The organism is Methanooceanicella nereidis (genome assembly GCF_021023085.1).
GTDB classification, from domain to species: Archaea; Halobacteriota; Methanocellia; order Methanocellales; family Methanocellaceae; genus Methanooceanicella; species Methanooceanicella nereidis.
This window is the reverse complement of the sequence record NZ_PGCK01000003.1, coordinates 162,269-184,906: the sequence shown is the minus strand read 5'-3', so window position 1 is coordinate 184,906 and position 22,638 is coordinate 162,269. Positions and strand designations below refer to the sequence as shown.

Here is a 22,638-nt window from a genome sequence, read left to right as displayed (position 1 = left end):
TGTCTTGCGGACACTGTCGCAGTCATTTACGATCATATGCATGAATTCCGACGTGTCCGCGATCGTATATTTTGATCCCCCGGTAAATGCAGAAATATCCGTCAGGATGCGGGAGCTCTCCTTTCGGCTTCGCCGGATATCCCTTTCTTCTCGGCGTCAAGCACTTTCAGTGTGATCCTCATCACCGAGTCGGGGTTAAGGGATATTGAATCTATGCCTTCCCTCACGAGGAATTCAGCGTACTCGGGGTAATCGCTGGGGGCCTGGCCGTCAAGTGCGCTATGCTTGCCATTTCTCCTTGCTCCCTGGATGGCCTCGGAAACCATCTTCATCGCTGCCGGATCTCGCTCGTCGAACTCCGCGGCGAGTATCTCCGAGTCACGGTCAACTCCCAGCACCATCTGAGTAAGGTCGTTGGAGCCTATTGAGAGGCCGTCCACATACTGGCAAAACTCGTCCGCCAGGATCACGTTGCTGGGGATCTCGCACATCATGAACACTTCCAGCCCGTTCTCGCCCCTCTTCAGGCCGTTCTTCGCCATCTCCTCCTGTACCTTCTTCATCTCCTCGATCCTGCGGCAGAATGGTATCTTTGCTATGACATTGGTAAGCCCCATGGTATCCCTGACTTTCTTGATCGCTTTGCACTCAAGGGCAAAGCCCTCCCGGTAACGCTCGTTATAGTAACGCGAAGCTCCCCTGAACCCCAGCATGGGATTATTCTCTTGAGGCTCGAAGTACTCCCCGCCGATAAGGCTCGCATACTCGTTGGACTTGAAATCGCTAAAACGCACTATGACAGGCTTCGGATAGAATGCAGCGGCAATAGTGCCTATACCCTGGGCCAGCTTATCCATGAAGTAATCCTCTTTATTCTCGTAGCCATAGGTCAGGTCATCGATCTTCTTTCTGATCGCCCCGTCGGTAACCTTCTCCGGGTGTACCAGGGCCATCGGATGTATCTTAATATAGCTGCTGATTATGAACTCAAGTCGTGCCAGCCCTACACCGTCGTTGGGGATCATTGAGATGGCGAAAGCATCCTCAGGGTTTCCAATGTTTATCCTGATCAGCGTCTTTGGCCGTTGCAATCCCTTCAGGCTGGTCTTATCCACGTGGTAAGGCAGCTTATCCTTGTAGACAAAGCCGATATCGCCTTCGGCGCAGCTCACGGTCACCTCCTGTCCGTCCCGTATTTTCTCCGTGGCATCGTCCGTGCCTACCACGGCTGGTATGCCGAATTCCCTGCTGACTATGGCTGCGTGGCTGGTCCTGCCGCCGCGGTTGGTCACTATTGCGGACGCTATCTTCATGGCCGGCTCCCAGTCGGGAGTAGTAGTGTCAGATACAAGTACTTCGCCAGGCTTGAGAGACGAGAGATGTGCTACGTCTTTAATGATACGTGCCATTCCTGTACCTATCTTCTGCCCGACGCTCTTACCCGTTGCCAGTACAGAGCCTTTGGTCTCAAGGTAATAAGTCTCTAAGACGTCCCGGTCCTTCTGCGACTGTACGGTCTCCGGCCTGGCCTGGACGATAAAGAGCTGGTTTAAGACGCCATCTTTCGCCCACTCGATGTCCATGGGCATACTCTTACCTGCTTTTCGGGAGTAATGGTCTTCTATGTCCAGGGCATATTTAGCGAGGGTCAACACTTCGTCATCGGAGAGACAGAACATTCTTCGGTCATCCTCTGGAACAGTGATGTTCCGGGTCTGGCCGCCCCCCTTTTCCGTACTGTATATCATCTTGATCTGCTTATCGCCGAGGGTCTTTTTTATGACGGGCTTAAAACCTTTTCTCAAGGTGGGCTTGAAGACATAATACTCGTCCGGGTTAACTGCGCCTTTGACGATATTCTCTCCCAGGCCATAAGAGCCGGTTATGAAGACCACGTCCCTGAATCCCGTCTCGGTGTCCAGGGTGAACATGACACCGCTGGATGCCAGGTCGGACCGGACCATCTTCATGATCCCTATGGAAAGAGCTACTTTGAAATGGTCGAAATTGTTATCAACGCGATATGATATTGCCCGGTCGGTGAAGAGCGAAGCGTAGCATTTGACGAGGGCATCTTTAAGCTCGTCATAGCCGCGCACGTTCAGATATGACTCCATCTGGCCTGCGAATGAGGTTGTGGGCAGGTCTTCGGCTGTGGCCGAGCTACGTACAGCCACGTCCGTGTCCGGACCGTACTGTTCCCCCAGTCGGTCATATGCGGCCTTGATCTCCTGCCACAGGTCATCCGGGATCCGTGCGTTCAGGATCATCTCCCGGGCTTTCCTGCCCCGTTCCGCCAGGTCCTGGAGATTCGATTTGTCCAGGCCGGACAGGGTCTCCTTAAGCTTATCGAGGATCCCCGCTGATTTGAGAAAATGCCAGTATCCCCGGGCAGTAATGGCGAAGCCATTCGGTATCCTTACATCCTGTGAGGTCAGTTCCCGGTACATTTCTCCCAGTGATGCATTCTTGCCGCCCACCTGCGGCAGGGTTTCCATCCCGATCTCGTCGAACCAGAGAATATTTTTATCAGTTACTGTCTTGTGTCCTGCTTTATATTCTACCATGATCACATCCCCGATAATTTCGCCGCTTTTAGCAACTCTGCCATAGTCGTGCAGACTTACTTCAGCCGGCCGATATTCCGGATAGGATATCTATATGAAGACAATAATCGAACAGGCTGAAAATAGTAAGGTACGCATTTTATCCCTGGCATCGTACATCATCACAAATAACATGGCTTTCATGCCGGCTTTTTGGTATTTTGCTATCGCCCCGGTATTTAAGCACCGGGAGAACGGCTCAGGAGCAATTCGGCCGATATGATACCAGTATTGATGCATTGGCCGGGCGTAAAGATCAATGATGTAGAGCGTTACGAAGAACTAATTGTATATATGGTGTGACTCAACAGGATCGGTATCATTGATATCGTGCCCATATCCCTGACCATCCATTAAGACTGAAAAATTCGGGGCTTAATTCTTATCATATCCGGCCAAATGGGAATAATTCGCTCATTTCAACCTGCATGTATCAATGATGTGGATTTTGTAATGGTAACGTTTTAACCAGCCGCGTTATGACATGTGTATGATAGCAGATAGAAGCATGCCTGGCTCGCAGGCCTGGCTCTTGAGCCATGAAAGTATCGCTGTTGATGCCGGGAATATTGACATTATTCAACATTTGTTTCAGGGATGTGTTCGTATTGCCAGTTCCGATAGAAAAGATACATGCCAGGGAGATCCTGGACTCGCGCGGAAACCCGACGATAGAGGTGGAGGTTTATACGCCTGTATGTATGGGCCAGGCTTGTGTGCCTTCCGGGGCTTCGACCGGCACCCATGAAGCGCTGGAGCTCAGGGATAACGATCGACGATACGGTGGTAAGGGTGTTCGAAAAGCAGTTAATAATATAAAAGAGATCATTAGCCGGAAGCTCATCGGAATGGAAGTGACCGGGCAAAGGGAGATCGACGAGCTGATGATCGGTATGGATGGGACCGAGAATAAGTCGAAGCTGGGCGCAAACGCGATCCTGGGCGTATCCATGGCCGTTGCCCGCGCTGCAGCGGGATCGGTTGGATTACCCCTATACCAATATTTCGGCGGGGTCAACTCATTCCGGCTCCCTGTACCAATGATGAACATCATCAATGGAGGCAAGCATGCCGGGAACGGCCTGGCAATACAGGAGTTTTGGATCCTGCCTGTCGGCGCCGATAGCTTCCATGAAGCGCTGATGATGGGTGTCGAAACATACCATGCTCTTGGACATATATTGAAAGATGAGTACGGCAGATCATCGACTAACGTGGGTGATGAGGGCGGATATGCCCCGGGCATCAATAAGACCAGAGAAGCCCTCGATGCGATCCTGGCAGCTATTGACAGGGCAGGATATAAGGGTAAAGTGAAAATGGGCCTGGATGCGGCCGCGTCAGAATTTTATAAGGACGGTAAGTACCAAATCGACGAAAAAGACCTTACCCGTAATGACCTTGTTTCCTATTACCTGGACCTTATCAAGGACTACCCCCTTATCGCGCTTGAAGACCCGTTTGCCGAAGATGACTGGGACGGTTTTACCGGCTTAACGAACAAAGCGAAGGGAGTCACCATCATCGGCGACGATCTGTTCGTTACGAACGTAAAACGGCTTCAAAGGGGCATCGATACGGGAGCTGCAAACGCCCTTCTGTTAAAACTTAACCAGATAGGCACAATATCCGAGGCTTTTGACGCCGCCACCCTCGCATTCAGAAATAAGTATAAGGTCGCCGTAAGCCATCGTTCGGGCGAGACATGTGATCCCATTATCGCAGATGTCGCAGTAGCGCTGGGGGCTCAGCTTATAAAGACAGGAGCGCCGGCGAGAAGCGAACGGACGTCCAAGTATAACCGTTTACTAAAAATTGAAGAGACGCTTGGAAATACGGCAGAATACACCCGGCTATGATCATTTAAGCCCGGTTTGAAATGACGGGGTTATTGTAGCTCGTATCCAGTGCCCCCTCCCATCTGCAATTATTGGCCGGATGAAGCTGTCAAAAAAGAAAAGGAAATGTAGCATAAAGGGTCATCCAGCATGTGCCGGCTGACATCATCAGAGATATAATTCCCAAAATATTATAATTATATTATTTTATATGTTAGTGGGGGATGTTAATGACAGATAAGATAAAAGTTGCAGTCAATGGTTATGGGACTATCGGCAAGCGTGTCGCGGACGCTGTCACATTGCAGGGCGACATGGAACTCGTCGGGGTCTCTAAGACAAAACCGGATTACGAGGCATACACTGCGGCACAGAAAGGGTATGCCATATACGCGGTCGATCCGGTAAAAGCAGGACCGAGCTTTAAAGAAGCCGGGCTATCTCTGGCAGGCTCCAGCGAGGAGATGGTAAAGAAAGCCGACGTCGTGGTAGACGCTACACCAAGCGGGATCGGAAAAGAGAATAAGGCATTATACGAAAAGCTGGGCAAAAAGGCCATTTTCCAGGGCGGTGAAAAGCATGAGTTAGCAGGGATCTCCTTTAACGCAGCAGCTGACTATGACCAGGCCATCGGCAAGCAGTTCGCCCGGGTAGTATCGTGTAATACCTCCGCGCTTTGCCGGCTCATCTATGCATTAGACACTGCTTTTGGCATTAAGAAGGCACAGGTCGTGCTGGTTCGCCGCGGTGGAGACCCGGATGACATCAAGCGTGGCCCCATCAATGCGATAGTGCCGGACCCGATCGAGCTTCCGTCTCACCACGGCCCGGACGTTCAGACTGTGATGCCGCACATCAAGATCACTACGGCAGCAATGAAAGTACCGACCACGCTCATGCATATGCACTTCGTGAACATAGCCCTGAAAGGCACGCCGTCGCGGAAGGACGTTATCGATGCCATAAAGAAATGGCGAAGGCTGTGGCTCATCCCGGGATGGTATAATATTAAATCTACCGGAGACATTATGGAGCTCGGCAGGGTACTCGGGAGGCCGAAGAGCGATATGATGGAAAACTGCATCTGGGAAGAATCGGTCACAGTGGATGAAGACGGCGACATCAACCTGTTCCAGGCAGTGAACCAGGAATCTGACGCCATCCCGGAGAACATCGACTGCATACGGGCAATAACGGGGATGGAGAAAGATAAGATGAAGTCGATGGAAAAGACAGATAAGGCGCTGGGCATCGGGAAGTTTAAGCCATGGAAACTCGCGCCGCCGTGAGCGGCCGACAATACATGGCCCGGGAACGACCATCTTTTAGCAGTAATCACTGATAGTTGACATTCGGGGCCGGACCGGCCGTGATACATCGACACCGACAGGATAGTCCGGCAACGCCTTCACGCAGGAACTCCAGGTAATACATTGCCTTTTTTATATACTTATGTAACGGCAGTCCAAGATATAATGTACAAATATATTTTATCGCAAATAAAAAATTTAATTGTGTGCTACCCGGTTTTCCCCATTCATGATCAAAAGAGGGTTCTCCTTTGAATAAACCGTCAATAGACCTGCAGGAAGCGAAAAAACGATCCATAGCCGACCTTATGCAATTGTTTTCTGTTACCGAGGATGGTCTGGCCGCCTCCGAAGCGGAGAAGCGCCTCCAGGCCTATGGACCCAACGAGATCACTGAAAAAAAGGTAAATCCTTTTATCAAGTTCCTATCCAACTTCTGGGGGCCGATCCAGTGGATGATAGAGGCAGCGGCCTTGATTTCCCTTATTATAGGGCAGCTGGAAGATTTCATCATCATCGTCATACTTCTTTTCATAAACGTCCTCGTGAAATATATCCAGGAAAGCAAGGCGAGCAACGCGATCGAGTTGCTGAAGAAAAAGCTCTCGCCCTCCGCCAGGGTGAGACGCGGGGGGCAATGGATAGTGACCAATGCCCGCGAGCTCGTCCCCGGTGATGTAATCCGGGTGAGGCTCGGCGACATCATCCCTGCGGATGTCAAGCTCATCAGCGAGGGGTACCTGGACGTCGATGAATCGGCCCTGACCGGCGAATCGCTGCCTGTGGAAAAGAAGATCAACGACATAGGATATTCCGGGGCGATCGTCAGGAAAGGGGAAATGGATGCGCTCGTGATACTCACAGGGATGAGTACATACTTTGGCAGGACTGCGAAGCTTGCTGAAAAGATCGACAGGCCAAGCCACTTCCAGAGAGCTATCGTCAAGATCGGGAACTATCTTATCATAGTCACGCTGTTGCTCGTTTTACTGATCTGTATCATCGAAATATTGCGAGGACATAACATCTTCTACATCCTTCAGTTCGCGCTGGTGCTGACAATCGCAGGCGTGCCGGTCGCGCTTCCGGCGGTGTTGTCGGTCACGATGGCAGTAGGGGCGATCGCCCTTACCAAAAAAGAGGCCATTGTCAGCAAACTGGTAGCTATCGAAGAAATGGCCGGCATGGATATCCTGTGCGCCGATAAGACAGGCACAATCACCCAGAACGCGATCTGCGTGGCCAGTACTGCCCCATATGGCACGTATAAAGAAGAGGACGTGCTTCTTTACGCGGACCTGGCTTCAAGGGAGGAGGACAAAGACCAGATAGATATGGCTATCATAGAAAATGTGAAAGAAAATAAAGAACTGGCGACCGCTGTCTCGCAATATAAAGTGTTGAGCTTCAAGCCGTTCGACCCGGTCTGGAAACGGACCGAAGCCCTGGTAAAAAAAGATGACAGCAAGTTCAAAGTGACCAAAGGAGCGCCGCAGATGATCGTCGCCCTGTGCAAGGGGGACAGTAATTTTGAAAAAGATGTGAACGAGCACGTAGAGCGTTTCGCGAGCGACGGTTATCGTACGCTTGGCGTCGCACGGACCGTAGGCGATGACATATGGGAGTTCGTGGGCGTTATCGCCCTTCACGATCCTCCCCGGGACGATTCTCTGGATACCATAAAGACTGCACAGTCAATGGGCCTGGACGTGAAAATGATCACTGGCGACCACGTCGCAATAGCAAAAAATATCGCTAAAAAAGTCGGCCTGGGGATCGATATACAGCCTCAGACGGCGATCATCGACGTTCCTGACGAGAAAGCGGCTGAGATAGTGGAGCGCGCAGACGGCTTCGCACAGGTGTTCCCCGAGCACAAATACAGGATAGTGGAACTTTTGCAGAAAAAGGGGCATATAGTGGGCATGACCGGTGACGGCGTGAACGACGTGCCCGCCCTGCAGATAGCAGATGCCGGTATCGCGGTGGCCGGGGCGACCGATGCGGCAAAATCTGCGGCTGACATTGTTCTTACTCTCCCCGGCATATCTGTCATTATCGACTCGATCAAGGAAAGCCGTAAGATATTCAGACGGATGACCAACTACTCCATATATCGCATGGGAGAGACTATTCGCCTTGTATTTTTCATCACGGTTTCTATCATCTTCTTTAACTTTTATCCTATCTCGGCGCTGATGGTGGTGCTTCTCGCACTGCTGAACGACTTTCCGATCATGACGATCTCCTATGACAACGTGTTATACTCGAGCAAGCCCGAACGATGGAATATGCGGACATTACTGGGAGTATCGACCGCGCTGGGACTTTTCGGCGTATTTGCCTCATTCGGCCTGCTGTATATAGGCATCAATATGTTCCATCTCGATCACGAGATATTACAGTCGTTTATATATCTAAAGCTCTCAGTTGCCGGACACCTGTTTTTATTCGTGGCTCGGACAAAGGGGCCTTTCTGGTCTGTATTGCCCTCTCCCATCCTTTTCCTGACCGTCGTCCTCACACAACTTATTGCCACTATCATCACGGTGTATGGTATTTTGCTACCTGCGATGGGATGGAAGCTTGCCCTGTTCGTGTGGGGCTATTCGATCATATGGTTCCTGATGACGGACATTTTGAAGCTATTGATATACCGGGTCCTGGAAAAATAAAAAAACACATTAATGTGATAATAACTCGAAAAAATATTGTCCCGCTTTTAAAATATTTGATAAAAATACAGGTATAGTTTAGAAATAAAAAGGAGATGAGAAACCTCATCCCGTTTATATGTACACGTACCTTGCGTCGTACAGCCCGGCCTTCTCGATCATCTCATTAAGGACGCTCTGAGGTACCGCATCGTCAACGCTCAGTATCATGATGGCTTCGCCGCGCACTGTTTCACGGCCTACGACCATGCCCGCTATGTTAATGTTGTTCTGGCCGAGCACGGTGCCGACGTTCCCGATTACGCCGGGCCTGTCCTTGTGCCTGGTGACTATCATGTAGCCTTCGGGTATAGCATCTATGCGGTAGCCTTCGATCTCGACTATCCTGGCATCCTTGTTGCCGAATATGGTACCGGATACCTTGCGCTCCATCATGTCAGTCTTGACTGTAACGGTGATGAGGTTGGTGTAGTCGCCGACATCCCCGAACTTGGACTCTACGACATTGATGCCCCTGTCCTTTGAGATGCTCTTGGCGTTCACATAGTTTACAAGCTCTCCCATCTTGACATCCAGGAGGCCTTTAAGGGCAGCGATGGTTATGAGAGATACTTCCCTCTGCGCTATTTCGCCGCTGTATCCGACCGTTATTTCCTTGATCTGGCCGTCGGTGATCTGGGCTATGAACTTACCCAGGTCCTCGGCGAGAGGCAGGAACGGCTTGATCTTTTCCAGCATCTCGGGCTTCATTATCGGTATGTTGAGCGCCGTGGTCACCGGAAGGCCCTTGAAAGCGTTCAGTACCTGTTCCGCTATCGTGATGGCCACGTTGACCTGTGCTTCCTGTGTCGATGCGCCCAGGTGCGGAGTGACTATGACCTGGTTAAGCTCCAGGAGAGGATTGCCTACAGGGGGCTCCTTTTCAAATACATCCAGTGCTGCGCCTGCCACTTTTCCGCTCTTGATGGCCTCTAAAAGGGCTGCCTCGTCTATGATGCCGCCTCTGGCACAGTTAATTATGCGCACGCCGTCCTTCATCTTCTCGAACTGCGGCGTCGATATCATGTGCTTTGTGCTCGGTATAAGCGGCGTGTGAACCGTGATGAAATCGGCCTTTTCATATATCTCATCAAGTGTCGTGAGCTTCGCGCCGATCGCCTGGGCCCTCTCGGGTGTCGTGAACGGGTCATAGGCAAGTACTTCCATGCCCATTCCCCTTACGCGCTTTGTGACCTCTCCGCCGATACGGCCCATTCCCACTACGCCGAGGGTCTTGCCGAGAACTTCCACGCCCATGAACTTGCTTCTTTCCCACTTGCCGCTCTTTAATGAGATGTTAGCCTGGGGTATGTTGCGCGACATCGAGAACATCATGGCTATAGTGTGCTCGCAAGCCGCTATCATGTTGCCCTCGGGCGCGTTAGCCACTATAATGCCTTTGTCCGTTGCTGCAGGGACGTCGACGTTGTCTATGCCGACCCCGGCCCTTCCTATGATCTTAAGGTTCTTCCCGGCCTCTATCACATCTTTAGTGACCTGCGTCTCGCTCCTGATGATCAACGCATCATAATCCTTGATCTTTTCAATGAGCTGTTCCTTGGTGAGCTTGGTCTCTACATCTACCTGGACATCAGGTTCCGCTTTAAGTATCTTGATGCCTTCTTCCGATATGGGGTCTGTAACAAGGACTTTCATTGTGATTCACCCTGCGATATATGCGAGCAGTTATGGATATTCATGTTCTTAAGGTTTTGGATAAATATTGGAGTAAGACTAAGAAAATATATATCAAGAAAATGCTAAAAAAATAAACGAGAGGCAAATAATGGATACTGACCCGGTAATAGATATGACCTATGCGGAAAAGAGGACGGATGTATCGACATTTCAGAATATGGCAGCCCTGGGACTGGCACTATTAATAGATTTTACCGACGCCGTCCCGTCAGAATTACTGTTCGCAGTGGGGTTGATCCCTGTGCCGATCGCGCTCGAAGGCGGAATATCGGTGGTCCAGGCCGCGTTCCTCACACATCTCGATGTCCCGGTCGCCAAAGCCCTTACGATGACTGGAGTGGACCTTATACCGTTCATAGACATCATACCCTGGTGTACGCTGGCAGTGCTTGATAAAAGGTTCAATTTAAAGATACCGTACCTCACAGGGATGTTTAATCACTAGAGGACGCGCCATTTCCCAAATATAAAAGTAATGTATTATTTTTAATATTTTAATACCATAAGTAATTATAATATATTAATTGTATTACTGTTAGTAATATTTTTTTATAATGTTACATGTTACGTCACATAATCATTATATAGCCAGAGCGCTTACTTGTAAATACAAATATGTTACACGACGTGTAACATGTGATGCTTTAATGTACGCGCCAGATTGGATAATCGAACTTTCTAAAAAGATCGCGGGTGACATCGTCACTTCGTCCGACAGGGGTATCACCATTCAAAGATACAGGAATAAAATGGACCTGACGCAGGATGATATCAGCCGCATAATGAAGCTGCGGCGGGAGACCATATCCAGGATAGAGAATGGTAAGGTCACGCCGACGCTCAAGTTCATAACTGTTTTTTCCGGTGTGGCCGCATTAACGGAAACGGTAAAGTCATACAGATCCATGAACAAAAGTGTGGAGTACCCTTATTTTAACCGTATCGGCATGGAATTAGGGGTTCCGCACGACAAGATATCTTCGATCGTGGATATCACTCTGCAAAACTATGAGAAAAAGCGGAAAAAAGCGATAAAGGCTCTGGAGAAATGAACATGGCAGCAAAAGAGAAGTTAGTCGTCTGGCTCGAAGAGGTCAGGAATAGCGATATACCCATAGTCGGAGGCAAGGGCGCAAGCCTTGGCGAGATGATAAACGCCGAATTCCCGGTGCCCCGGGGATTTGTCGTCACCGCGCAGGCTTTCAGAAAATTCCTGGATGACACCGGCATAACGGAAAAGCTATTCAAGGGGCTTGAAGTGGATGTCGATGACCAGAAATCCCTGAAAAAAGCGGAAGAGTCCTCTAAGAAGCTTGTCAAAGAGAACAAAATGCCAAAGGAGATCGAGAGCGCTATAAGGGACTATTATAAGACTCTTTGTAAGCGGGAAGGCGAAGAGATATATGTCGCCGCGAGATCCAGCGCAACCGCGGAAGACCTTCCCGATGCCAGTTTCGCAGGACAGCAGGAAACATACCTTAATGTCAGGGGCGAGGAAGACCTGGTAAAGGCCGTTCAGAATTGCTGGGCCTCCCTGTACGGCGCCCGCGCCATATATTACAGGGTAAAGCAAAATTTCCCGCACGAGCATGTCAACATCGCCGTCGTAGTCCAGAAGATGGTCGATGCCGACACGGCAGGGGTCATGTTCACATCCCACCCGACGACCGGTGAAAAACTGGAGATCATCGAGGCCGCGTGGGGCCTTGGCGAGGCTGTCGTATCCGGCGCGGTATCCCCCGATAATTACATAGTCAGCAACACTGACAAGGTCAAGAAGAAAATAGCGACCAAGCAGATAATGATCATCAGGGACAAGAAGACACGTAAGACCAAGCAGATTGATGTTCCCGAGGACAAAAAGAACGCCCAGGTGCTGACCGATGATGAGATAGTGAGGCTTTCGAAGCTGGGCAGGCTGGTCGAGGAACACTATGGTAAGCCCCAGGACATAGAATGGGCCATTAAAGGCGGAGAGATATACCTATTACAGTCCAGGCCCATAACGACCATCCAGAAACGCGAGGCAAAGGGCGAAAAAACATCCGGCGATATAATCCTGGAAGGCCTTGGTGCATCACCGGGTATCGCCAGCGGCAAAGTCAAGATCGTCACCTCGATGTCAGAGCTGGACAAAGTGCTTGAAGGCGACATCCTGGTCACAAAGATGACCACCCCGGACATGGTGCCTGCCATGAAGAGATCCATCGCCATCGTGACCGACGAGGGAGGCCTCACCTGCCACGCGGCGATCGTGTCCCGTGAGCTGGGAACGCCGGCTATCGTAGGCACAAAAGAAGCCACTAAAGTTTTAAAGGACGGCATGGTCATAACCGTGGACGGGGAAATGGGTAACGTCTATGAGGGAGCCATAAAGAAAGCCGAAGCGAAAGCCCCGGCAGAAGAGGCTGCTGTCAGGCCGATGGCCCTGTCCAAGCCGATCACTGCCACAGAGGTCAAGGTCAACGTATCCATCCCTGAAGCTGCAGAGAGAGCAAAGCAGACGATGGCTGACGGAGTAGGCCTGTTAAGGATAGAGCACATGATACTGGGCCTGAACACCCACCCGCAAGTATACATTAAAAGCGGGCGTTCGGATGAATACATCAACGAGCTGGTGACGGGTATTCGCACGGTCGCAGATGCATTCTACCCGAAGCCTGTGTGGGTCAGGACGCTTGACGCGCCGACGGACGAGTTCAGGGCCATGAAGGGCGGAGAAAGCGAGCCGTACGAGCATAACCCGATGCTCGGCATGAGAGGCATCCGCCGCGACCTCAGGGACATCGACCACTTTAAGCTGGAGATGGCGGCGTTCAGGAAGCTCTATGAGATGGGCTATGACAATATCGGCATAATGCTGCCCCTTGTGCAGCACCCGGTGGAGCTCAGGCGTGCCAAGGAGCTTATGGTCGAGTGCGGAATAGACATAGAAAATGTCGACGTGGGCATCATGGTCGAGATACCGGCATCAGCGCTCATAATCGACGAGTTTATAAAGGAAGGCATAGACTTTGTATCGTTCGGAACGAACGACCTGACACAGTATACTCTAGCAGTGGACAGGAACAACGAGCTGGTAGCGGACCTTTACAATGAGCTGCACCCCGCCGTCCTGAAGCTGATAGAGTACGTCATAGGCGAATGCAACAAGGCGGGCGTAAAGACGTCCATATGCGGACAGGCAGGAAGCAGGCCGGACGTCGCCAGGAGGCTCGTCGCGATGGGCATCACCAGCATATCAGCTAACATCGATGCAGTAGAGTCCGTCAGGGAAATGGTCGCGAGGACCGAGCATACTTTAATACTTGAAGCAGCCAGAAAAAAGTGAAGTGATCTATGGTGGAATACAGAGGGGTTGACGAGAACAGTATATTCGAAGAGCTAAGAGAATATGCTAAAAAGAACGTGCCGTATGAGCGAGTATTAAGCTCTATGTGCACGACCCCTCACCCCATAGCGGTCAAGGTCCAAAAAGAGTTCATTGTTTCTAATCTCGGAGACCCGAAGCTTTTTCCGGGGACTGCCGACATCGAGCATAAATGCATAGAGATGCTCGGCAGCCTTTTACATTTACCTTCCGCCGTAGGATACATCACGACCGGCGGCACCGAAAGTAACATTCAGGCCATGCGGACGGCCATACAGATCAAGATCAAGAAAGGCGGCTTTGACAGGAGCAAAGCTAACATCATCATTCCTGAGTCCGCGCATTATTCTTTTGATAAGGCTGCACAGCTGCTGGGATTGGAGCTTCGCAAAGCGGCCACCGACAGCAGCATGAGGGCGGACCCCGACAGCATGGCAAAGCTGGTGGATGATAACACTGTGGCCATGGTAGCTGTAGCGGGTACTACTGAGTTCGGACAGGTTGACCCGATACCCGAGATAGGAAAACTGGCACTGGACCTGGGTATCTACTTACACGTCGACGCCGCTTTCGGCGGGTTCGTCATACCTTTCCTTGATGATCCGTCCAGATATAAGTTCGACTTTGAAGTGCCCGGAGTAATGTCTATTACCATAGACCCCCATAAGATGGGCTTAAGCACGATACCATCTGGAAGCCTGCTCTATAGAAGCGACTACTACTTGAAAGTGCTCGAGATAAACGCGCAGTACCTGACCTCGCAGGTCCAGTCATCGCTTGCGGGCACCAGGAGCGGGGCGTCAGCTGCCGGGACATACGCGGTCATGAGGCATCTCGGCAGAGAAGGCTACAGGGAGATAGTCTCAGGATGCATGAAAAACACATGGCTTCTCTATGATAGCCTTACGTCGCTGGGCCTGGAGCCGGCGATGGATCCCGTGTTGAATATCGTCACATTTATCATGCCTGATGCTCAATCGGTGCGCAGGCGCCTCTGTGACAGGAACTGGTATGTTTCGACCACTACAAGGCCGTCGGCATTGAGGATGGTAGTTATGCCGCATGTGACGGAGGAAGTCATCAGGTCGTTCGTCAGCGACCTCAAAGATGTATTATGACCATGGATGTGAGAGAGTGTTAAAAAACCTTAGAGAGAGCTTAAGGAACGCGCCGATAATAAAGAGAGGAAGCTACAATTATTTCATTCACCCGATATCGGATGGCGTCCCTGTAGTCCGTCCCGAACTTTTAAGGGAAGTTATCGCCTGCATCGTTAAAAACGCCAACGTCGATGTCGATAAGATAGTGACAATAGAGGCCATGGGCCTCCCGCTCGGCTCGGCATTATCCCAGATCACTGACATACCTTTTATCATAATCAGAAAAAGAAAATATGAGCTTCCCGGCGAAATAGCAGTTCATCAGGCTACCGGGTACTCCAAAGGCGAGCTTTATCTAAACGGCATCGATAAAGGCGACCGCGTCCTGATAGTTGATGACGTCATCAGCACCGGAGGCACGATGCTTGCCACGCTGAAAGCGCTGGAAATGGCAGGCGCCACGGTTAAGGATATCATCGTCGTTATCGAGAGAGGCGACGGGAAAAAGGAAATAATCGATATGGGCTATGACATAAAGACGTTAATTAAGATCGATGTGGACGAGAATGGCGTAAAAGTGCTCGAATGCATAGACGGCGAGTGCTAAATAAGATATTATTTTCTTTTTAGGCTCTCGATGACCATTTTTTATTGTGTTATCTATTAATTCACAGTTTTATGGATACATGAGTACTGTAATTTATATGTGAGTTCCGGGGAACATATAGACAAGAGCAGCTAAGTAATACTTTTTTTAATCACAAAGCGCACAAAGGCGATAAAGGAACATAAAAAAACTTTAAGTATCGCAAACTTTCTAAAAAAGTCCTTTGTGTACACTATTCGCCTTCGTGCGCTTAGTGGTGAAAGGATTATCGCATCTTAATTTTTGGAATGACGGATATATAGAAAATATTGATTAACGAATAGAAAGCCCATTTATAATATAAAAAATTATAGAAGTGGATTAAAAACCCACTTACATCATTGATTTTTCGCCAAGCTCTATGGCTTTCTTTATCTGCTCATGAAGCTGCGCTGGCAACCCGGTAATATCCACGTCGAGGAACCCTCTTACGATGAGAGCAGTGGCCGTATCCGCGTCCACTCCCCTTGCCATGAGATAGTTGATCTCTTCTTCGGCGATCTTTCCGACAGCCGCTTCGTGGCTCAAGTCCACTCCGGGTATGCTTCCGAGAAGTTCGGGCACTGCGTAGATGACGCCGCCCTCAGACAACAATAAGCCCCTGCATTCAAGGTGGGCTTTAATGCCTGGCGCATCACCCTGGATTATACCGCGCGACGCTATGTAGCCGCCCTTGGTGATGGTCCTGGCTATGAGCTCTGCCTTACAGCCCTTAGCCTTTAACAATGCCTTAGAGCCGAGGTCGAGATGCGAGCCGGGAGGAGCATATACTACGGTGTTAAATCTGGCGATACCATTCTCGCCCTCCATGTAGCAGCTCGGGTACATCTGGACGTCCTGAACGGGCGTCATGGAAACATAGTTGCTCATGAACACGGCGTTCTTGCCGAGGCTGGTCGCTGACCTTGGCCTGACCGCCACGCTTTCTCCCCAGTTGTGGACCATCGTGTACGTGAGCTTTGCATTATCCTTAACGAAGAACTCGGTGACACCGATGTGCAGGCCTCTCATTACGTGCGTATCGGTCGTACATCCCGTTATGACGTGTAACTCGCTGCCTTCTTCTGCTATGAGAATGTTGTGGACGTTCTGGATCATGCCCTCTTTGCCTATGTACATACACGCCTGCAGCGGGAACGTGACCTTTGCGCCCGGCAGCGTCCTTATGAAGTAGCCGTTGAACGGATGGGTGGCGTTATATGCCGTGTATTTATCCTGGTCAGGCTGCACGAGCTTGAAGAAATAATCCTTGAGCCAGTCATATTTTTTCATCGCGGCGTTAATATCCATGACCTCGACGCCCTCGCTCATGGTCATAGTGTGTATGACGCTCTGGTCCATCTGGAAGAAAGATGCGGAGCGTTCCTTCATCGTAGCGTCGACGCCCGTATTAAGAGCCCTCTGCTGTATTCCCTCTGAAAGTTCTGAGAGGCTGGTGATCATTTCCCGCGGCGGTACCTCTTTCTGGAAAGAGTCCAGGTCAATGTCATTGCCATATGCCGCTTTCTTGTCTCTGGCAGCCTCGGCCCTTTTGATTATCTCTTCATACATGTCATACACTCCCCATACCCGTTGTGCCTGATATCGTCCAGCAGCTCTACCGGATTGCCCTGGCAGAACACGCGTCCCTTCATCATGACATATGCCTTGTCAGCCTTAACGTAGTCAAGGATATTGCCGAAGTGAGTGATAATAAGCCCGGATTTTGACCGGTGCATGGTCTTTTTATCCTTTTCGAGCAGCTCGTTGATAGTGTTGCCTACCAGCCCGATGTTGACAAGGTCTACGCCGCTGTCAGGCTCGTCCAGCATCACGAAGTCCGGGGCCTGTGCAAGCAGTTGTAAAAGTTCAGAGCGCTTGATCTCTCCTCCGGAGAAGCCGAGGTTGACGTCCCTGCTCAGGAAGTTTTCAAGGTTGAGCTTTTTCGACAGCTCGATGATCTCCTGGTCCTTGACCTTGACTCCGCCGTTCCTCTGTTCGAGGCTGATCCTGACCATATCCAAAAGCTTGACACCGCGAAGCACGGGCGGATGCTGGAAAAGTATCCCGATGCCCAGTTTCGCCCTCTCATCCATCGGGGCGTCCGTGATGTCCTTTCTCTTGTAAACGATGCTGCCGGACTTCACCTTATACTTGGGTACGCCGGCGATCGTGAATAACAGTGAGCTTTTACCCGAGCCGTTCGGGCCAAAAAGGGCGTGTGTCTCACCCTCTCCTATAGACATATTCACGCCGTTAAGTATGCGTTTTCCATCTACTTCTACAGTTAAATCCTCGATGCTAAGCATGAACCTTTCACGTCCTAAAAAGAATGATATTCATCATTTTTTGATTAAATTCAATATACGCCAATACCTTAAAATGTTTATGTTCGGTATATACCGGATAGACCACAGATAAGCCAAATGCATGGCGAATAATAGGTTAAGTCAGAAAGGTTTTAAGGGTATTTTGTTATTGATCGAAAGTTTTTATCACTGATCAGAAAGGCACCCGTAAATTCAATGGTTTTAACGTTCATTTCCGAACAGTGTTTATGATGATACTGTGGCAGTGAATTGGTCAATGCATTTTCATCTCAAAGATATATCATAGATCTCAAAGATCCATATAAAGGAACGTTGAGCCTTTGAAAAGAAAGTGTATCACATCCAGGCACAGCAGGAACAACGAATTTAAGAAACGAGGTACATTACACACTAAAAAAGATATTAGAAGGCTGGTCCAAAAAATACCAGCCGATCAGTTTTACAATTCAAGCTCGCTTATGACTTCAACGGACCTGTCTATCTCGCCCTTCGTTATGACGAACGGCGGCACAAGCCTCAGGACAGTCTCGGAAGTGCAGTTGACCAGGACTCCCTTCTCCCTCGCCTTATCGACGAGCGGGGTACCGTCCTTCTTCAACTGGACGCCGATCATCATGCCCAGGCCGCGGACGTGGTCGATGAAATCCTGTCTACAGCGCTTCTTGATCTCGTCCCTCATATATGCGCCCATATCCCTGGAACGTTCTACGAGGCGCTCCTCTTCAATGGCGTTGATAGTGGCAAGCGCGGCTGCGGCTCCAAGCGGGTTGCCTCCGAACGTCGATGCATGGTCTCCTTTGGAGAAGTTCTTAGCCACTTCTTCAGTCGCGGCCATAACTCCCATCGGGAACCCTCCCGCAATGCCTTTTGCGATGCACATTATGTCAGGCCTGACCCCGGAGTGGTCCTTTCCGAACCATTTGCCGGTACGGCCCATGCCAGTCTGTACCTCGTCGAATACTAACAGGACCCCTGCCTTATCGCATATCTTGCGGACTTCCTCAAGATATCCTGCGGGCGGGATTATCACACCGCCTTCACCCTGTACGGGCTCGATTATCACGGCTGCAGTATCGCTGTCAAGAGCGTTACGAATGGCATCTGCATCGCCATATGGCACAAAGTCCGCTCCCGGTATGAGCGGTTCGAACGGCGCCCGGTATTTTGCTTTGTGGGTTATGCTCAAAGCCCCCATTGTCCTGCCGTGGAAGCAGTGTTCGGCCGAGATAAAACCCTTGTTGCCCGTGGCCTTCCTCGCCAGTTTCAGGGCCGCCTCTATAGATTCCGTTCCCGAGTTAGCGAAGAAGATCCTGTCCATGCCCGTCAGCTCCGCCAGTTTTTCCGCCAGCTGAGGCTGAATGTCCGTATAATACAGGTTCGAGGTATGGATCAGTCTCGCTGCCTGCTCCTGTATGGCAGCTACGACTCTCGGGTGGCAATGACCTACGTTGTTGACCGCGATCCCTGCGACGCAGTCTATGTATTCCTTACCGTTCACATCCCATACAAGGGCTCCCTTGCCCCTCGTTAAAACGATAGGCTGACGCCCGTAGGTCTGAAAGACGTGCTTTGCGTCTTTCGCTATTATCTCCTCCTCGGAGAGATTGCCTTGACATATGCATTTTGCCATTTATTCTCACTCTAAATATGTTTCACCTTGTGCATTTTTGAGGATGTCTGAATTGCACGTTTTTACTGATGATATTGATCGCCGTTATTCGAATTCAATGGTCGCCGGCGGCTTCGGAGTTATATCGTAGACGACTCTCGCCACTGAGGGTATCTCTGAAGTGATACGGGACGATAGTTTGTTCAGCGTCTCCCATGGAAGTTCCATATGGTTCGCGGTCATAGCGTCTCTGGATTCCACTGCCCTCACGGCCACTATCCATCCGTGGCACCTGTTGTCGCCCTTGACGCCTGTGCCCTTCTCGAGCAATGCTGCAAGGCACTGCCACGGCTTAAACTTATGTACTATCTCTTCTTCGACGATGGCGTTAGCTTCCCTGATGACCTCGACCTTTTCCCTGGTGACCTCGCCTATGACGCGTACGGACAGCCCTGGCCCGGGGAACGGCATGCGTTCTGCTACCTCTTCCGGCAGCTCAAGAGCCCTTGCGACCTCCCTTACCTCATCCTTGTAAAGGTCCTCGATAGGCTCTATGATGCCTTTAAAGTCAATGACGGACGGTAAACCTCCGACGTTGTGGTGGGACTTGATGCCTCCCTCGGACTCTATCCTGTCCGGGTAGATCGTGCCCTGTATAAGATAATCGACGTCCAGGCTTTTTGCGACGACCTCGAATACCCTGATGAAATTCTCTCCGACCACTTTACGCTTCATCTCAGGGTCGGTCACTCCTTTTAATGCCCCGAAGAACTGATCGCTCGCATCCACTATCCTCGGGTTCATAAAGCTGAATAGCTCTCTTATCCTGTCTGTCTCCCCTTTCCTCATGAGCCCCGTGTCAACGTAGACCGGGACTAATTTATCACCTATCGCCCTGTGCGCAAGTATCGCGCATACAGAGCTGTCGACGCCGCCGGACAAAGCTATCAAAGCCTTACCGTCCTTAACCTGTTCTCTGATACGGTTAACGGCCTCGTCTATAAATGCGTTGACATCTACCATGATATTACTCCGTTTGTTTTTTGAAATAAGGGCGTTCACTATTTAAAATTATCTGCATAACGAGTGAGACATTAGATAGCGAGCCGCTATACCCGGCTTCCGGCTTTTTTTAATGACGGTGACAGGACGATTATTGATAAAAATAGAATGATAAAAACTTTCTGACAGGGACACCTATTCGCTTACACCGCGATATCCGGTGCTTAGGCCCTTGTCAACCCTATGACGAACTCGTCGATCTTCGCCATATGCGTGCCCGAGTCAATTTCCTTTTGAAGGACAACTAACGAGTTAATGAATACCATCTGTTTATTGTCGCATTCCTTGCATATCTGCGACAGCACGTTTGCCATCCCGCTACTTTTGGCCGTCACTACAACAGAGTATTTTTTGCCGAGAGTGTTCTGTAATTCATTAAGATACTGGTTCACTGCAGGGGGCGCGCTTGCTGCCCATACTGGAGAGCAGATGATGATATTGTCATAGTTGTTAAGGTTGGTAGTACATTGTTTTATGGGTGTTTTCTTTTTTAATAAAGCGTTGATACACTTAAACAGGTACGAGCTCTCTTTTTCGGCTTCTATCCGGGTGATATCCGCCTTTATCTTTGACCTTATGTCATTGGCCACTTTCATGGTGTTGCCGGTGTTTGAATAATATGCTATGAGCGTCTTCATTATACAACCCCGATCATAATAATAGATTACTATACAAGCATATATTGTTTATGAATATAATAATGTCCATATTAAATAAAACTATGGAAATTTTTTATAGTGAGCAGCGACCATGTATTTTAGTTTTAACAGCAGGTCATAGATGTCATGAGAAATGGCCCGGCACAATCAATGCTCTCCGGATACGGTACTGAGGACGAGGAATTTTTCACCGTAGGGTATGAGCGTACGGGATCTGAAGACCTTTATCTATTGCTAAAAAGCTTTGGGGTAAATTGCCTGGTCGACGTAAGGGAGGTCCCGTGGTCGCGGGTGCCGGACTATAGAAAGAGCGCTCTTGAGAGAAGGCTCGAAGAATACGGAGAGAAATACGGACACCGGATAAGATATGTTTCGATGCCCGGGCTTGGTAATCCCGAGGAAAATCGAAAGTCGGACAAGAAAGAAGAAGAGCACGCCGATCATTACAGGAGATACGCGCTCGGCAAGACCTTAGAGCTGGAGCGTCTCCGGCAGCTGATAAAGACTTCGCGTACTGCGCTTATGTGCTACGAGAAAGATCCGCAGAAATGCCACAGGTCGATACTTGCAAGGATCATGGAAGAAAAGTATGGGTTGACTCACATCGACATTAGCGGATGCGTTCACTAGTCTTGCCGTTTATGCTTTTTCGGTCTGGTCGCTGGCAGGTGGAGTTGCATCAAGGATAAATTTTTATACCAGTTCATATCTCTTCATCGGTAGTCATTTTAGTGGTATCGTGTTATTATGGATGAAAAAACAATCAAGTACGTCAAGATACTGTGGCTGCCGCTATTGATCATAGCGTTAATGATCTCGGAGCCATTCTTAGGGCTGGTGGAGAGATTCGGGCTATACCTTACCGGCTTAGAGATAATACTCTTTGCCATCTATACCTATATCCTGGTAAAATCGGGTATCCTTTTAAAGCCCAGGACCACTTATAATCCCAATACCAAGGGAAGGCGCAAGCAGAAGAATAAATGATCAGGAAGCTCTTTTTTTAATTTTCCCACCTATAGGATATCGGCGTCTTCCATCTGCCTGAACTCAAAGGTTCCGCAAAGGCGTGATATCCCTCCCATCAGCTGTATGAAGAACAGTACGGATACTATCATCTTTAACAGTATCACGATGTAGGACGGCAGCATACCGTCGAAAGGAGATATCAGAAGTATAGCCGCCAGAGCACAGGCCATGATCAGAGATAATAGCCCGTCGATCACCATGACGGCCCAGTTAAAGCGATTCGCGTAAAGCAGGTTAACGCATATTCTCAGGACAATGATGAGATCTATGGCCCCCACAAGCAGGCTGAACTTATCCGTAAAAACATCTACTTTATCAGGATAGCCGCTAGCGGTGTAAAAAACGATCACGCCGGCCCAGATCGCGTTCAGGCCGAGCATCATCAGAAGAAGCCACCCGGTCCTTACAAATGCCAGTACGGGAGATAGCCGTACCCTGAGCCTGGTGATGAAGGATACATCCTGTATTTCATTTCCATCACCGGGCCGATAGAAGATCATGATAAGCATGGCCAGTGCGTAAGAGCCGATAATGGCAGGTAGAAGTACGAGATACATGAAAGACGTTATGCCGTCGAGTAAAAGCATCAGTGCCAGTAATGCGGTACCCACGCCCAGAAAAAGATTAAGCCAAAAGCTGCGCTGCCTGATCTTCATTCGTATACTCTGGAGCCCTGGAGATAGATAAA

Annotated in this window: 19 protein-coding genes; 11 read left to right on the top strand and 8 right to left on the bottom strand. The window is 49.9% G+C overall.

Annotated elements, in window-relative coordinates:
* Positions 1-101 precede the first annotated feature (101 nt).
* Positions 102-2,567, bottom strand: a complete 2,466-nt coding sequence (gene ppsA / locus CUJ83_RS05085) for a phosphoenolpyruvate synthase (RefSeq protein ID WP_230741201.1) — start codon at positions 2,565-2,567, stop codon at positions 102-104.
* Between the two features lie 94 nt (positions 2,568-2,661).
* Between ppsA (CUJ83_RS05085) and CUJ83_RS05080 the strand changes: the two genes are divergently transcribed.
* The 4 genes from CUJ83_RS05080 (at position 2,662) to CUJ83_RS05065 (ending at position 8,429) form a co-directional block, all read left to right on the top strand.
* A complete protein-coding gene (locus tag CUJ83_RS05080) occupies positions 2,662-2,829 on the top strand; it encodes a hypothetical protein (protein WP_230741200.1) in 168 nt (55 codons plus the stop codon).
* Between the two features lie 385 nt (positions 2,830-3,214).
* Positions 3,215-4,465 carry a phosphopyruvate hydratase gene (gene eno, locus CUJ83_RS05075; RefSeq protein WP_369423883.1) on the top strand — a complete coding sequence of 417 codons (1,251 nt, stop codon included), beginning with the start codon at positions 3,215-3,217 and terminating at the stop codon, positions 4,463-4,465.
* 209 nt (positions 4,466-4,674) lie between these two features.
* On the top strand, positions 4,675-5,733 hold the full coding sequence (locus CUJ83_RS05070) for a type II glyceraldehyde-3-phosphate dehydrogenase (protein ID WP_230741198.1): 1,059 nt from the start codon (positions 4,675-4,677) through the stop codon (positions 5,731-5,733).
* A 272-nt stretch (positions 5,734-6,005) separates the two neighbouring features.
* Entirely contained in the window at positions 6,006-8,429 is a 2,424-nt protein-coding gene (locus CUJ83_RS05065) for a plasma-membrane proton-efflux P-type ATPase (RefSeq protein ID WP_230741197.1), read from the top strand.
* 114 nt (positions 8,430-8,543) lie between these two features.
* Here CUJ83_RS05065 and serA read toward each other — a convergent pair whose 3' ends face one another.
* Positions 8,544-10,124, bottom strand: a complete 1,581-nt coding sequence (serA, locus tag CUJ83_RS05060; protein ID WP_230741196.1) for a phosphoglycerate dehydrogenase — start codon at positions 10,122-10,124, stop codon at positions 8,544-8,546.
* Positions 10,125-10,254: 130 nt separating this feature from the next.
* On the opposite strand from serA, the gene CUJ83_RS05055 reads away from it, so the two are divergent.
* The 5 genes from CUJ83_RS05055 (at position 10,255) to hpt (ending at position 15,243) form a co-directional block, all read left to right on the top strand.
* On the top strand, positions 10,255-10,611 hold the full coding sequence (locus CUJ83_RS05055; RefSeq protein WP_230741195.1) for a hypothetical protein: 357 nt from the start codon (positions 10,255-10,257) through the stop codon (positions 10,609-10,611).
* 202 nt (positions 10,612-10,813) lie between these two features.
* On the top strand, positions 10,814-11,218 hold the full coding sequence (locus tag CUJ83_RS05050; RefSeq protein ID WP_230741194.1) for a helix-turn-helix transcriptional regulator: 405 nt from the start codon (positions 10,814-10,816) through the stop codon (positions 11,216-11,218).
* A gap of 2 nt (positions 11,219-11,220) precedes the next feature.
* Positions 11,221-13,497 carry a phosphoenolpyruvate synthase gene (gene ppsA, locus CUJ83_RS05045; RefSeq protein ID WP_230741193.1) on the top strand — a complete coding sequence of 759 codons (2,277 nt, stop codon included), beginning with the start codon at positions 11,221-11,223 and terminating at the stop codon, positions 13,495-13,497.
* Positions 13,498-13,508: 11 nt separating this feature from the next.
* Positions 13,509-14,654 (top strand): tyrosine decarboxylase MfnA, encoded by a 1,146-nt coding sequence (mfnA, locus tag CUJ83_RS05040; protein WP_439651959.1) that lies wholly within the window; start codon positions 13,509-13,511, stop codon positions 14,652-14,654.
* A 16-nt stretch (positions 14,655-14,670) separates the two neighbouring features.
* Positions 14,671-15,243: a hypoxanthine/guanine phosphoribosyltransferase gene (gene hpt, locus CUJ83_RS05035; protein WP_230741191.1), complete on the top strand. Its 573-nt coding sequence runs from the start codon at positions 14,671-14,673 to the stop codon at positions 15,241-15,243.
* A gap of 372 nt (positions 15,244-15,615) precedes the next feature.
* Here hpt and CUJ83_RS05030 read toward each other — a convergent pair whose 3' ends face one another.
* The 5 genes from CUJ83_RS05030 to CUJ83_RS05010 all read right to left on the bottom strand — a co-directional run bounded on the left by CUJ83_RS05030 (position 15,616) and on the right by CUJ83_RS05010 (position 20,900).
* Positions 15,616-16,833, bottom strand: a complete 1,218-nt coding sequence (locus CUJ83_RS05030) for a SufB/SufD family protein (RefSeq protein WP_230741190.1) — start codon at positions 16,831-16,833, stop codon at positions 15,616-15,618.
* Positions 16,818-17,570: an ABC transporter ATP-binding protein gene (locus CUJ83_RS05025; RefSeq protein ID WP_230741189.1), complete on the bottom strand. Its 753-nt coding sequence runs from the start codon at positions 17,568-17,570 to the stop codon at positions 16,818-16,820. Before CUJ83_RS05025 ends, CUJ83_RS05030 begins: the two co-directional genes overlap by 16 nt.
* 460 nt (positions 17,571-18,030) lie before the next feature.
* Positions 18,031-19,221 (bottom strand): acetylornithine transaminase, encoded by a 1,191-nt coding sequence (locus tag CUJ83_RS05020; protein ID WP_230741188.1) that lies wholly within the window; start codon positions 19,219-19,221, stop codon positions 18,031-18,033.
* Positions 19,222-19,305: 84 nt separating this feature from the next.
* Positions 19,306-20,223 (bottom strand): glutamine-hydrolyzing GMP synthase, encoded by a 918-nt coding sequence (gene guaA, locus CUJ83_RS05015; RefSeq protein ID WP_230741187.1) that lies wholly within the window; start codon positions 20,221-20,223, stop codon positions 19,306-19,308.
* A gap of 203 nt (positions 20,224-20,426) precedes the next feature.
* Positions 20,427-20,900: a flavodoxin family protein gene (locus tag CUJ83_RS05010; protein WP_230741186.1), complete on the bottom strand. Its 474-nt coding sequence runs from the start codon at positions 20,898-20,900 to the stop codon at positions 20,427-20,429.
* Positions 20,901-21,047: 147 nt separating this feature from the next.
* Between CUJ83_RS05010 and CUJ83_RS05005 the strand changes: the two genes are divergently transcribed.
* Complete coding sequence (locus CUJ83_RS05005) at positions 21,048-21,551, top strand: DUF488 domain-containing protein (protein ID WP_230741185.1); 504 nt, start codon at positions 21,048-21,050, stop codon at positions 21,549-21,551.
* A 117-nt stretch (positions 21,552-21,668) separates the two neighbouring features.
* Positions 21,669-21,908, top strand: a complete 240-nt coding sequence (locus CUJ83_RS05000) for a hypothetical protein (protein ID WP_230741184.1) — start codon at positions 21,669-21,671, stop codon at positions 21,906-21,908.
* Between the two features lie 29 nt (positions 21,909-21,937).
* On the opposite strand, the gene CUJ83_RS04995 is transcribed toward CUJ83_RS05000, so the two are convergent.
* Complete coding sequence (locus CUJ83_RS04995; protein ID WP_230741183.1) at positions 21,938-22,606, bottom strand: hypothetical protein; 669 nt, start codon at positions 22,604-22,606, stop codon at positions 21,938-21,940.
* Positions 22,607-22,638 lie beyond the last annotated feature (32 nt).